Origin of the sequence: Vibrio sp. T13N, assembly GCF_032970445.1 — a bacterium.
GTDB lineage: Bacteria > Pseudomonadota > Gammaproteobacteria > Enterobacterales > Vibrionaceae > Vibrio > Vibrio diabolicus.
The window spans coordinates 56,145-69,857 of the sequence record NZ_JAWJYE010000008.1 but is presented as its reverse complement, the minus strand read 5'-3'; the positions used below and the strand labels follow the sequence as shown (position 1 = coordinate 69,857).

The 13,713-nt window shown below is 45.7% G+C and carries 9 protein-coding genes; 3 read left to right on the top strand and 6 right to left on the bottom strand.

Features of this window, described 5'->3' with window-relative positions; all coding sequences use genetic code 11:
- Positions 1-140 precede the first annotated feature (140 nt).
- Positions 141-1,409, bottom strand: coding sequence for an O-acetylhomoserine aminocarboxypropyltransferase/cysteine synthase family protein (locus R2S67_RS14550; protein WP_025635612.1), 1,269 nt, complete (start codon positions 1,407-1,409; stop codon positions 141-143).
- A 289-nt stretch (positions 1,410-1,698) separates the two neighbouring features.
- Between R2S67_RS14550 and R2S67_RS14545 the strand changes: the two genes are divergently transcribed.
- Entirely contained in the window at positions 1,699-3,444 is a 1,746-nt protein-coding gene (locus tag R2S67_RS14545) for an amidohydrolase (RefSeq protein ID WP_317345317.1), read from the top strand.
- A 63-nt stretch (positions 3,445-3,507) separates the two neighbouring features.
- Here the strand turns inward: R2S67_RS14545 and R2S67_RS14540 are convergent, their stop codons facing one another.
- Positions 3,508-4,425 carry a LysR substrate-binding domain-containing protein gene (locus R2S67_RS14540; protein ID WP_317345316.1) on the bottom strand — a complete coding sequence of 306 codons (918 nt, stop codon included), beginning with the start codon at positions 4,423-4,425 and terminating at the stop codon, positions 3,508-3,510.
- A 106-nt stretch (positions 4,426-4,531) separates the two neighbouring features.
- Here R2S67_RS14540 and R2S67_RS14535 point away from each other — a divergent pair, with 106 nt between their 5' ends.
- Entirely contained in the window at positions 4,532-5,788 is a 1,257-nt protein-coding gene (locus R2S67_RS14535; RefSeq protein WP_134647850.1) for a D-amino acid dehydrogenase, read from the top strand.
- A 307-nt stretch (positions 5,789-6,095) separates the two neighbouring features.
- On the top strand, positions 6,096-7,643 hold the full coding sequence (locus R2S67_RS14530) for an alanine/glycine:cation symporter family protein (RefSeq protein WP_012842106.1): 1,548 nt from the start codon (positions 6,096-6,098) through the stop codon (positions 7,641-7,643).
- A gap of 99 nt (positions 7,644-7,742) precedes the next feature.
- Here R2S67_RS14530 and R2S67_RS14525 read toward each other — a convergent pair whose 3' ends face one another.
- The 4 genes from R2S67_RS14525 to guaA all read right to left on the bottom strand — a co-directional run bounded on the left by R2S67_RS14525 (position 7,743) and on the right by guaA (position 13,674).
- Positions 7,743-8,333 carry an acetate uptake transporter gene (locus R2S67_RS14525; RefSeq protein ID WP_005391518.1) on the bottom strand — a complete coding sequence of 197 codons (591 nt, stop codon included), beginning with the start codon at positions 8,331-8,333 and terminating at the stop codon, positions 7,743-7,745.
- 182 nt (positions 8,334-8,515) lie between these two features.
- Positions 8,516-10,219, bottom strand: a complete 1,704-nt coding sequence (locus R2S67_RS14520) for a chitinase (RefSeq protein ID WP_164666626.1) — start codon at positions 10,217-10,219, stop codon at positions 8,516-8,518.
- 212 nt (positions 10,220-10,431) lie between these two features.
- Positions 10,432-11,955, bottom strand: a complete 1,524-nt coding sequence (locus R2S67_RS14515; RefSeq protein ID WP_317345312.1) for a Na+/H+ antiporter NhaC family protein — start codon at positions 11,953-11,955, stop codon at positions 10,432-10,434.
- A 165-nt stretch (positions 11,956-12,120) separates the two neighbouring features.
- The gene (guaA, locus tag R2S67_RS14510; RefSeq protein ID WP_005391523.1) at positions 12,121-13,674 is read right to left on the bottom strand and encodes a glutamine-hydrolyzing GMP synthase; all 1,554 of its coding nucleotides are present in this window, start codon (positions 13,672-13,674) and stop codon (positions 12,121-12,123) included.
- Positions 13,675-13,713 lie beyond the last annotated feature (39 nt).

The window sequence follows — 13,713 nt, the reverse complement described above, 5'->3', positions numbered from 1 at the left end:
TAAATTTCACCCTCTATGAGCTTTTGGAATACCACAAACCAAAAGCACCAAAGCATTTGATATTTAAATAATAAAATAAAAATAGGCCAGCTTTTTTAAAGGCTGGCCTATGGGTAACCAAAAGCTAAAAACAGAATCGTTTACGCGTTTAGCGCCTGTTCTAAATCGGCTAGAATATCGTCAATGTGTTCAATACCCACCGATAAACGAATCATCTCTGGTGATACGCCAGCTTGTTTTTGTTCTGCTTCGCTCAACTGACGATGGGTCGTCGAGGCGGGATGGCAAGCCAATGATTTTGCATCGCCAATGTTCACCAAACGCTTAAAGATTTTCAGAGCGTCATAAAAGCGCACACCTGCTTCATAACCGTCTTTTAAACCAAACGACAAAATCGCAGAAGGCTTACCTTTCATGTATTTTTCGGCGAGATGGAAGTGATCAGAACTTGGCAATCCGGCATAACTTACCCAGCTGACTTTGTCATTCTGTTCCAAGAACTCAGCCACTTTGAGAGTGTTCTCGGTATGGCGCTCCATACGCAGCGGTAACGTTTCTAGCCCTTGCATAAGCATAAATGCATTCATCGGTGATAATGCCGATCCGGTATTACGCAATGGTACGGTACGCGCGCGCCCGATAAATGCCGCCTCACCAAACGCTTCGGTATACACCACGCCGTGGTAAGAAGGTTCTGGTTGGTTGAAAACGGGAAAGCGGTCTTTGTGCTGCGCCCAAGGGAATTTACCGGAATCCACAATCACGCCACCTAATGTGGTGCCGTGTCCACCAACGTACTTAGTGAGGGAGTGAACGACGATATCCGCACCGAATTCGATGGGTTTGCACAGTACTGGTGTCGCGACGGTGTTATCCACAATCACAGGTACGCCTTGTGCGTGAGCAAGCTCCGCTACGCGTTCTAAGTCAATGATATTACCGGCTGGGTTACCAATGCTCTCGCAGTACACCGCTTTGGTATTTTCATCAATTAACTCGGCCAAGCTTTCTGGCTTGTCATCTTTAGCAAACTTCACCTGAATACCTTGATTTGGCAGCATGTGCGCAAACAAGGTGTAAGTACCACCATAAAGTTGCGGCGTAGAAACGATGTTATCGCCCGCTTGCGCTAAGGTCAGAATCGCATAGTTAATCGCTGCACTCCCCGCACTCACGACCAACCCGGCAATGCCGCCTTCTAACGCCGCCATGCGTTTTTCCAGAACATCGTTAGTCGGATTCATGATGCGAGTGTAGATATTACCCGGCACTTCCAAGTTAAACAGATCAGCGCCGTGCTGCGCGTTATCAAACTCGTACGCGACCGTTTGATAAATCGGTGTCGCGACAGATTTAGTGGTAGGGTCAGTTTCGTAACCAAAATGGATGGATAGCGTTTCGTCTTTCATGTTCTTCCTTGAGCGTCATCGAGATAAATCGTGGACTTATCATGCCGACTTTTTAACCACAGAACCTCGTTATGGGTCACATTGCCCAAGTCCAGAAACGTTTATGAAATGGGAAAAGGTAACATTTTTGATATTCATCGATAGGTATAACTTGCGCTTGATTGAAAGTCTTTAATCTTGTTGATAATCCTCCTTCAATATGAACTAAAGTGAATTTGACCTATTGAGTTCTCAAACTCATTGAGATGGGAGCAATAGGCAAAAAACTTACTCTGTATGGAGATGACCGATGAACAAAAACTGGATCCCCATTGCCCTATCTGGGCTTGCTTTAACGGGGTGTTTTTCTGAAGAAGCGAAAGAAGTAGAAGCCGTCGCCGAGCCACTCAAAGTAACCGCCGCAGACAAAATTTATTATGGTGGCGAAATCCTAACCATGGCTAGCGATAAGCCAGAGTACGCCGAAGCCGTCGCGACATTAGGCGAGAAAATCATTTATGTCGGCAGCAAAGATGGAGCGATGGAACACAAGTTCGGTAAAACACAGTTGGTCGACTTAAAAGGCAAAACTATGTTGCCTGGCTTTGTTGATCCGCACAGTCATGTGTATGGTGTTGGTCTGCAAGCCATGGTCGCAAACGTGCTGCCCTCTCCTGATGGAGAAGCCGATACCGTTGCGAAAATCATCGAAACTCTGAAAAATGCCGAGAACAATAATACGCAACGCCTATTCATTGAGAAAACCGGATGGATTTTAGGTTTTGGTTACGACGACGCCCAACTGGATTACTACCCTACCAAAGCGGATCTCGATAAAGTCAGCACAGATAAGCCTGTATTAATCATCCACACTTCGGGGCATTTGAGTGTCGCGAACAGTAAAGCGTTAGAGCTAGCAGGCATCACGGCAGAATCGGAAGATCCAAAAGGTGGCATTATCCGCCGAATGGAAAACAGCCAAGAGCCAAATGGTGTCCTAGAAGAAAACGCGCACTTTGCAATGCTGTTCAACCTCAATAAGTTGATTGATTCTGAACTTCAAGATCGCATGTTAGAAGCCTCGCAAGGTATGTACGCGAAATATGGCTATACCACGGCTCAAGAAGGACGAGCTACATCAGAAGGTTATGAAGCGATGAAACGCGCGTCGAAAAACGACAAGCTGATGATCGACTTGGTTGCTTACGCCGATATGGTATCGAGCAGTGATTTTATGGACTCGGAATACAACACGCCAGAGTACACCAACCATTTCCGCATCGGTGGCGTAAAGCTGAACTTTGATGGCTCTCCACAAGGTAAAACGGCATGGCTAAGTCAGCCTTACTTACACCCACCACATGGACAAAATAAAGACTACGCTGGCTACCCAACTTTCGAAGATCAACAAGCTTACGATTACGTAGAAACAGCCTTTAAAAATGAATGGCAAGTGCTGACGCATGCCAATGGTGACGCTGCGATCGAGCAATTTATCAACGCAGTGACCAAAGCAAATGAAAAGCTAGGAAAGCAAGACCGCCGACCTGTACTCATTCACGGCCAAACCATGCGCCAAGACCAAGTGGATCGCTTAGCTGCGCAAGGCATCTTCCCTTCTCTATTCCCAATGCATACTTTCTATTGGGGTGACTGGCATGTGGACTCGGTACTCGGCCATCCTCGTGCCGATTTCATTTCACCAACTCAAGCGGTGAGAAAGGCGGGGTTAAAATTCAGTACACACCATGACGCACCTGTGGCGCTGCCAAGTTCATTCCGAGTATTGGATGCGACCGTCAATCGCACCACCAGAACCGATAAAGTACTGGGGCCAGATCAGCGTGTTGACACGTATACCGCACTGCAAGCCATGACGATTTGGCCGGCTTACCAACACTTTGAGGAGTCGTATAAAGGTTCTATCGAAGTGGGCAAAAATGCGGATTTAATCATCCTCGATAACAACCCGATGAAGATTGAACCTAATGCGCTAAAAGATCTCAACGTGGAAGAAACCATCAGCAGAGGTGAATCGGTTTATCAACGACAGTAATCCAAAATAAAACACCGCCGTTATCAAGGCGGTGTTTTCTATCTGACTCACCAGGCACTTTATCTATTTGCTCGCCACTTGCTGTAATAACCAAGTACGAAACTTGTTTGTGGACTGGCTTCGTGTGTTCATGATCAAGTAGTACCCTGCATTGGCTGGAACTGGCTGAAAGGGAGAAACTAAACGCTCTGTCGTCAATTCATCCTCAATCAGTGCCATTCGTGCCATCGCAATCCCAACTCCTGCTTCCGCCGCAGACATCGCCATATCCGTTCGATTAAAAAAGTGTCCAACATCGGTTTTAAAGTCTAATCCCATTGCTGACGCCCAATATAGCCACTCATAGTCACGCGTCGCTTTTTCCCATGGCATCGCATCGTGTAGTAGCGTCGCCTCCTGCCATTGCTTCACTGACATTAAGGATTCTTGTTCATCAAAAGGCGCTTTTAGCCAACCATGATCCTCAAGGTACTTCGGACTCATTACGGGCAGCAGTTGCTCATCCAAAATCAACTCCGCATTAGCATTTCGGTAAGGATGAAGACCATAGTCTATCGCGACGTCATAGTCTTTTATCTCACTATTCACTAACGCCCCTTCCGCGAAGATTTGCACTTGGATATCCGGGTTCTCGTGATGAAAACTTTCCAGCTTTGGGACTAACCATTTAAAAGCAAAAGAAGGCGTTAATTTTAAGCGGATCTCATTGGTGTGCTTTTCTACTTTGAGCTCATCAAGCAGTTTGCTCAGCTCAGAAAAGTGAAACTGCGTTGCTTGGTGTAACTGAGTGCCTTTAGCGGTTAAACGAATACCGCGGGAATGGCGTTCAAATAAAGTAAAACCTAATAACTCTTCCAAATGAATAATTTGTTGGCTCACGGCTCCCGTAGTGAGGTGCAAAAACTTAGCCGCGCCAGTAAAGCTGCTGTGTTCCGCGACTTGGCTAAACAGACACAAGCCACTTATTAAATTACTTCTCATCCTTGAGCCTATAGTTTTTCTAAACGCTGTATGTAATTTATATCGATTGTTAACAAAAGGTAAAGAAAAGAAACTAACCACTCAGATAAATGTGTGGAGTACATCAATGGAAGTCATCGTATTAGGCAGCGGCGTCATCGGCTTAACCTCTGCTTGGTATTTATCTCAAGCAGGCTATCAAGTTACTGTTATTGACCGTCAACCAAGCAGTGCAATGGAAACAAGTTTCGCCAATGCTGGGCAGATCTCGTACGGCTATTCTTCGCCTTGGGCTGCGCCTGGTGTTCCTGTTAAAGCCATAAAGTGGTTAATGGAAGAGCATGCTCCACTCAAAATCAAACCAACCCTCAATGCCGATATGATCAGTTGGGCAAGTAAGATGGTGGCCAACTGCACCCTGTCTCGCTACCAAGTCAACAAAGCTCGCATGCTTTCGATAGCTAACCACAGCCGCATGTGTCTGGAACAATTACGTCAAGAACATGCCATTGAATATCAAGGTCGCCAGTTCGGCACCTTGCAAGTATTTCGAACACCTCAACAGCTGCAAGCCATTGAAAAGGATATGCAGCTTCTAGAGCAAAGCGGGACTCGGTTTGAGTTGATGGACGTAGAACGCTGCATTGAGCAAGAACCTGGACTGGATCTTGTGAAAGATAAGCTAGTTGGTGGCTTGCACCTGCCAGATGACGAAACAGGCGATTGCTATCAGTTTTGCCAACAACTAACAGAGCTCGCTAAGGCCCATGGCGTGAGGTTCGAGTTCGACACCGAAGTAAGCAATTGGGTTACAGTAGGCAAAAAGATCATAGGTGTCCAAACGAATCGAGGACAGTTTAAAGCGGACCAATATGTGGTTGCCTCTGGCAGCTATTCTACAGCACTACTCAAGCAACTCGACATTGAGATTCCTGTCTATCCAGTAAAAGGCTATTCGCTCACCATCCCAATGGAAGATGAGCACTTCTCTCCTCGATCTACTGTGATGGATGAAACCTATAAAGTCGCCATGACTCGGTTTGATGACAGAATTCGCGTAGCGGGCACCGCAGAATTAGCAGGGTTTGATGCCTCCCTTCCGCAAAAACGAAAAAATACCATCGAAATGGTCATCCGTGATCTTTTCCCTCGCTGCGGCGACTTTAACCAAGCCGAGTTTTGGAGTGGCTTTAGACCAATGACGCCTGATGGCACACCGATTATCGGCGCGACCAAATACGATAACCTTTTTACTAACACTGGACACGGTACTCTGGGTTGGACTATGGCTTGTGGTTCTGGTCAATTACTAGCGAGCATTATGGCTGGTGAAAAAGCGAAAGTGATGGATGACACAGAGCTTAACCTTTGCCGTTATGCATAAGGACATATCTGCATAAAAAACAAACAGGCCTTTACTCCACAAAATGCATAGTATTTGGCATTTTTAACTCATCAAATGTGCAGCACATTTTAATGACAATGTGCTGCATATTTAATCATCAGACAAATCTTCTACCTCAAAGGAGCAAATAAGCAACAAGAACTAAATTTTAACAATCACTCTCCATTCTGTGTTCACCATCACGCTACAAAGGATTTATAGCCAAAAAAGTTAACAATTGCATTACATAAAGGGTAATGTATTGTGTGAAAAACAACCACAAACACAACTAACAGGGAAAATACTCATGCAGTCATTAGTTGATTTTCTGAATGGAATTATTTGGAGCCCGGTACTGATCTATCTGTGCCTTGGCGCAGGTTTGTTCTATTCAATCATGACGCGTTTTGTACAAATTCGTCACTTCTTTGAGATGTGGCGCTTATTACTTTCAGGGAAGAGTTCAACAAAAGGGATATCGTCATTTCAGGCACTTGCCGTTTCACTATCTGGCCGTGTAGGTACAGGTAACATTGCTGGTGTTGCTGCCGCTATCGGTTTCGGTGGCCCAGGCGCCGTATTCTGGATGTGGGTCGTTGCCTTCTTTGGCGCGGCAACTGCATACGCAGAGTCGACACTTGCGCAAATCTATAAAGAAGAAGACGAAGGTGAATTCCGTGGTGGTCCTGCTTACTACATTGAAAAAGCAATGGGACAAAAATGGTACGCTTGGATCTTCGCTATCGCAACCATCTTTGCATGTGGTGTTCTACTTCCTGGCGTTCAATCGAACAGCATCGGTAACGCAGTAGAAGCAGCATTTGGCTCAGGTGACATGATTGAAACCGCTATTGGTACCTTCAGTTTTGCTAAAATTTTCACTGGTACGGTTGTCTGTGTCATTCTGGCCTTCATCATCTTCGGTGGCGTAAAACGTATTGCGAACTTTACCCAAATCGTTGTGCCATTTATGGCGCTGGCTTACATCATCACTGCATTTGTCATCATCCTTCTAAACATTGGTGAGGTTCCACGCATTTTCGGCATGATCATTGGTGACGCGTTCACACCAATGGCAGGTGTTGGTGCGGCAATAGGTTGGGGTGTAAAACGTGGCGTTTACTCCAACGAAGCAGGTCAAGGTACTGGTCCTCACGCTGCAGCTGCAGCGAGTGTTGATCACCCAGCTCAGCAAGGTCTTGTTCAATCTTTCTCTATTTACATCGATACACTACTTGTGTGTTCAGCAACCGCGTTTATGATTCTTATCACTGGCGCGTACAACGTAAATGGTGCAGTTGAAGGTACGTTCCTAATTCAAAACCTACCGGCTGATATTGGTGCGAATGGTCCTGTATTTACGCAAATGGCGATCGAAAGTGCGCTACCTGGTGTGGGTAAGCCATTCATCGCAATCGCACTCTTCTTCTTTGCGTTTACGACCATTCTGGCTTACTACTACATTGCAGAAACGAACATTGCTTACATTCGTCGTACATTCAAAGTAAATGGGCTGATGTTTATTCTGAAAGTCATCATTATTTCATCCGTGTTCTACGGAACCGTGAAAACCGCCAACTTAGCCTGGGCGATGGGTGATGTAGGTGTAGGTCTAATGGCATGGCTAAACATCGTCGGTATTTTGATCATCTTCTTTATGTCGAAACCAGCTCTCAAAGCATTGAACGATTACGAAGAACAACAAAAACGTGGTGTGACCGACTTTACATTCAACCCTGTAGCGCTAGGCATTAAAGGCGCAGATTACTGGGAAGATAAGTACAAGCGTAAAACGGGTAAGGCACCAACGGCAGACAACAGTACTACAGAAACTGTTGAACAACCATCAACATAGCCTTAACGCATAAACAAGAAAAAGCAGTGGTCCGTTTAAGGGCATAAAAAAGGGGATTAACCAWTGGTTAATCCCCTTTTCTGCATTATGTGTAAAGGATTAAGCAGCGACAGCTTCAACTTTACGAGCGATTTTTGCTTTACCTACAGGTAGAACTTCACGACCAAATTCGTTGTTTAGTACTTGTGCCATTGCGAAGTAAATCGCGCTTGCACCACAGAAGATACCTTCGAAACCAGCGATAGCACCGATCACTTCACTACCAGTAAAGTCACGAGCTGCGAGTAGGAAGAACAAGATAGTTAGAGAACCAAATACCACTTGCTTCGCTGTTGGGTAGCATAGAGAACCAATGAACATGAAACCAGTGAAGATGCCCCAAAGCGCTAGGTACCACCCCATAAAGCTTGCTGGGCTTGCAGGAAGACCCATGTGAGGCATTACGATCAAGCCTACTAGTGTTAGCCAAAATAGACCGTAAGAAGTAAACGCAGTTGTGCCGAACGTGTCGCCGCGTTTAAAGCACATGATGCCAACGATTACTTGGCTAAGGCCACCGTAAAAGATGCCCATCGCTAGAATCATAGAGTCAATTGGGAAAAATCCTGCGTTATGAATATTGAGCAGAATAGTGGTCATACCGAAACCCATTAGACCTAGCGGTGCTGGGTTAGCCAGTTTTGTCGACATGTACAAATACCTTTTTTCAAAAATGTTGATAAAAAATGCGCGCGAATTTTAATGGGCCCCAGAACAAAAGAGAAAAACTGTTATTGAAAACTTAGATTCCATAAATAAGCAACCGCTCAAATAAAAAAAGACCCCGCTAAAAAGCAGAGTCTTTATAGATGGTTAGACTACTTTTCAATCAACTACAGGCAAGAGATCTCGTCCCAGAACCAGTTACTTTGCGTTGGGCTTTCCCACACTCCAGGGCCGTTTTTTGCGACAAAGCATTTGTTTTGGTACGTCACTTTATCGCCGTTAGCGACTTGCGTTACGCCCGGCTCCCACTGAATAAAATTACCTGTCACTGGTGGTTCTGGCTCGGTTACTGGCGGCTCAGGTTCTGTGACGGGCGGCTCTGGCTCAGTCACCGGTGGTTCAGGTTCTGTTGTAGGCGGCTCAGTAGGTGTGCCTGAAACCAGCTTCCACGGGTCTCCTTTCGTTGGCTCATTACCTTGTGACCACCATTTCGCTTCATAAACAGCACCTTGGTAAGAGACTTGATCACCAGTGTTGTACACTTTGCCTGCATCCCAAGCTGCCACGCCTCCTACAGGCGGATCGACCGGATCAACAGGGTCTAGTTTTTCAACCACACGAACTTCAGGCCAACCCGCATGAGATTGGTAGAAGTTAGTTACGCACTTCTCGTAATCACCCGCAACTAGCGCAGAGTAAGCCGTTTGGAAACCAACCAACTCACATTCAAACGAATGGCCTCCAGGGCGATCTGAGTAGTATTTCCAGTTACCATCCCAGTTGGTGTAAAGCACGTCTGTCGCACCATTTAGGTTCAGACTGCCGTAAGGCGTCTGCTGCCAACAAGTGTTTGTTTCATCAGCTTCAATTGGAATTTGATAATGGGCGGCAAGACCTTCCCAATAACGAATACGGTTAACAGGTTGACCTTTATCCTTGTTTTGCTCACCACACTCAATACCACCATTGATCACGTTGATGGTGGTACCAAAGCCGTAACCAATACCAGCATCAAGCTCACGCTGTGAAGGCACCCAAGTACGGTCAATCACATGCAGCATTGCAGGTTTCGGTGCTTGTGGCGTTAGGAAGAACCAGATAGCCGATGCTAAGTTCAACCATGAATCCGCAACCAAGCCTGGATTTTTTAGCAATACTGATGCATCACCATCAAACATCACTTCAGAGAACGCGCCATAGTTAAAATGGTAAGAAAGCTGTTTAGCACCACGTCCAAAGTAACCTTGTCCTGGTTCACATGGCCAACGCTTATTTTGCCAGTCATTCTGACCACAACCTGTCGTGTAACCTTCTTGACCTTCTGACCAGCCCATTTCTCGCACATGAACCAAAGCTTGCTGCCACTCTTCCAATCCAAGAGGGTTATCCGATACGTTATCAATCGAAATATGACCACCAGTTTCCTGCGCAAAGTGAGCAAAGGCAGTCACGATCGATTTTTTACAAATCGCATCCGAATCTCGACCATCCGTGTACTCACCACAGAATGCTGGGAACTTACCAATTGCACGTAGGAAACGCGTGTAAGTGTATTCAGGTGCCGCCATTTGAGTCAGGAAGTCCCACTCACTTTCAGGGAACACGCGCTCTACACGCTTCACGTTTTCTGGATTGGTTGCCGCTCCTGGAACAATCGCCTCCACCACTGAGTTCGGGCGCGTCTCTAATGCTTGTGACCAAATGGCATACATAGGGTCAGAGGTTTTGCTTTGCTCTACGGCTTGAACATCACCACGAGCAATGACATAACCGTTTGGATTCTGCGGATCGGGCTGGATATTCATACTCGCATTCGCTTGTGCAGCTAGGACACAACTCAATGCAAGAGGAAGATGTTTGAGTGCAAACATGTCTAGTCTCCGGATTTTAACAATACAATATACAAGGAATAACTAGACATATAGTGGATCATATATACAAAACGCCGAGCTAAGTGCGTTGATTCTGCGAGACAAAATGAATAAATAAGTCCTCGCACACATTTTGTCACAAGAAAAATGTTACCTTGACTCAAAAGAAAAGCGGAGACCCAATGAGCCTCCGCTTTATGATATTTCTATCTTTATTGTTCTCCCGAAACCACGTCTAGCTTCGCGGTTGATTTTTGTTTAGACAACACAAAATAAACCACACACTGAGCAACAATAGCGGCAAGCACAATCACTGGCGAGGCGTTGATTCCAGCTAAAAGGAAACACCCTAATGCAATCATTCCATTGAGTAATGCGTAAGGCAACTGTGTACGGAAGTGCTCATACTGCTCACACCCTGCCCCTGTCGACGACAAAATCGTCGTTTCAGAGATTGGAGAACAGTGGTCGCCAAACAGACCACCAGATAACACCGCACCAATACAAACCAACAAAGGAGCGTCAATCGCAACAGCGGTTGGGATCACTAATGGCATCATGATGGCGAACGTTCCCCACGACGATCCCGTCGCGAACGAGATAATACCAGCAAGCAAAAAGGCAACCGCTGGCAATAGCCAATAAGGGAAACCCGCTTGAGCTTGTTCAGCAATGTATGCTGCCGCGCCCAGCTCTTTCCCAACAGAGCTAAGCGCCCAAGCCAATACCAAAATCACGGCTACAGACATCATGTTCGACATCCCTTTTAGGTAAACCTGAATGCCATCAGAGAGTTTTCTTACGCCATAAAACGCCATCAGCGCAATCAAAGTAAAGGCTGCGAAGAAATATGCCGAAGAAAGTGCAGCCCTGAACGTTGAGCCTGCTACTTTTTGAAATGGAAAACCGTGTGGTACGAGGATGGTACATAAAACCACCAGCATAACGAGCAAAGGTGCCCATACAAAACTAGATTTTGCATTTTTATGCGTAAACACATTCATGGACTCCTGCACTTTCCCAAAGTCGGAACCCTGCTCTGCTAGTTGTTCAGCCTTCGCCATCGGTCCGAAATCTAATTTGAAGAAAGAGACAATCGGCACAATCGCGATCGCAAGAAAGGCGTAAAACTGATATGGGATCGCGCCAATGAAAGCATCCCAGTCACTCATACTGACATTCAGGGCAGTGAACTCTTTTTGAATCAACCCCATGATGTAAACGCCCCATCCTATAAAAGGAATCAAGATTGCGACGGGAGAGGAAGTAGAATCGATAATAAAAGCTAATTTTTGGCGTGATACTTTTAACTTATCAAATAAAGGGCGAAAAACAGGACCAACAATCAACGGTGTACCAAGGTCAGAGAAGAAAATAACCACACCACCGAACCATGCGGACAGTTGAGCTTGGCATTTACTCGCCACCCATTGAGTAACCTTTTTAGCAAAAGCAACACCACCACCAGACTTTTCCATCAGCGCAACGAAACCACCAATGAACACTAATAACAAAATCACACCAGCGTTGTAGCTATCGGTAAGTTGCGGCAGTAGATAGCTTTTCATCAACGCACTAAACGAGTCTAGTGGTCCTTGTTCGACAAATGTCCCTTCAAGCATAGCGACGCCACTGACCACACCGGCGAATAAACCAACGACGACATTTCTCGTCGTCAGAGCGAGGAAAAGAGTAATAAGGATGGGAATGAGAGAGGTAACATCAGCCTGTTCCATAGCAATACCATTTATAATATTTAAACAATTAAAATGAATATATATTTAATTTTACCGCATGTATATATCTCCTATAAAAAAGTTGAGTCCCCTCTTAACAAATTTGAAGCACAAAAAAACCAGCCCGGAGGCTGGTTCTTATAAACTCAACAGTCTAGAGGAAAATTATTCCCACTCGATTGTCGCTGGTGGCTTACCTGAAATATCGTAAACAACACGTGAGATGCCATCAACTTCGTTGATAATACGGTTAGATACCTTACCTAGGAAGTCATATGGTAGATGCGCCCAGTGTGCCGTCATAAAGTCGATGGTTTCTACTGCACGCAGTGATACAACCCAGTCGTATTTACGGCCATCGCCCATTACACCTACAGAGCGAACTGGTAGGAATACCGTGAACGCTTGAGATACTTTGTCATATAGGTCTGCAGCGTGAAGCTCTTCAATGAAGATAGCATCAGCACGACGTAGCAAGTCACAGTATTCTTTCTTGATTTCACCAAGAACACGAACACCTAGACCAGGACCTGGGAATGGGTGGCGGTAAAGCATGTTATAAGGCAGGCCTAGCTCTAGACCAATCTTACGTACTTCATCTTTGAACAGCTCACGTAGTGGCTCAACAAGACCCATTTCCATTTCATCTGGTAGACCGCCCACGTTGTGGTGCGATTTGATCACGTGCGCTTTACCAGTCTTAGATGCCGCAGACTCGATTACATCAGGGTAAATCGTACCTTGAGCTAGCCATTTCGCGTTTTTCAGCTTCTTAGACTCTTCATCGAATACATCTACGAATACGTGACCGATAGTCTTACGCTTCTCTTCTGGGTCAGACTTGCCTTTCAGAGCTTCAAGGAAACGATCTTCTGCATCAACTTTAATAATGTTTAGGCCGAACTTATCGCCAAACATATCCATCACTTGTTGGCCTTCGTTTAAACGAAGTAGACCGTTATCGACAAATACACACGTTAGCTTGTCGCCAATTGCGCGGTGCACTAGCATCGCAACAACAGATGAATCCACACCACCAGATAAGCCTAGGATAACTTCATCGTCACCCACTTGCTCTTTAATGCGAGCAACCGCGTCTTCGATGATAGATTCCGATGTCCATAGACGCTCACAGCCACATACGCCAAGAACAAAGTTCTCAAGCATTTGTAGGCCTCCTTTTGTGTGTGTCACTTCTGGGTGGAACTGAACGCCGTAGTATTTCTTCTCTTCGTTCGCCATCGCAGCATAAGGACAAGTGTCTGTCTCACCAACTTTTACGAAATCGGCTGGGATCTCTACTACTTTGTCGCCGTGGCTCATCCAAACGTCTTGAGTTGCTTCAAGATCTTTAAATAGGGCACATTCACCAGAAACTTTAACCTGAGCGTAGCCAAACTCACGTTCGTTAGAGCCTGCTACTTTGCCACCTAGTTGTTCCGCCATAGTTTGCATGCCGTAACATACGCCAAGTAAAGGAACACCAGAATCAAACACATATTGAGGCGCGCGTGGAGAGTTCTCTTCCGTTACGCTTTCTGGACCACCAGATAGGATAATGCCATCTGGGTTGAATTCGCGAATATCCGCTTCTTCTACATCCCAGCTCCATAGTTCACAGTAAACGCCGATTTCACGTACGCGGCGTGCTACTAATTGAGTGTACTGAGAACCGAAGTCCAAGATCAGAATACGTTGGTCATGGATATTTTTAGTCATTTTGAGCAGTCTTTTTAAGGCTAAGTGATTAAAACCGAG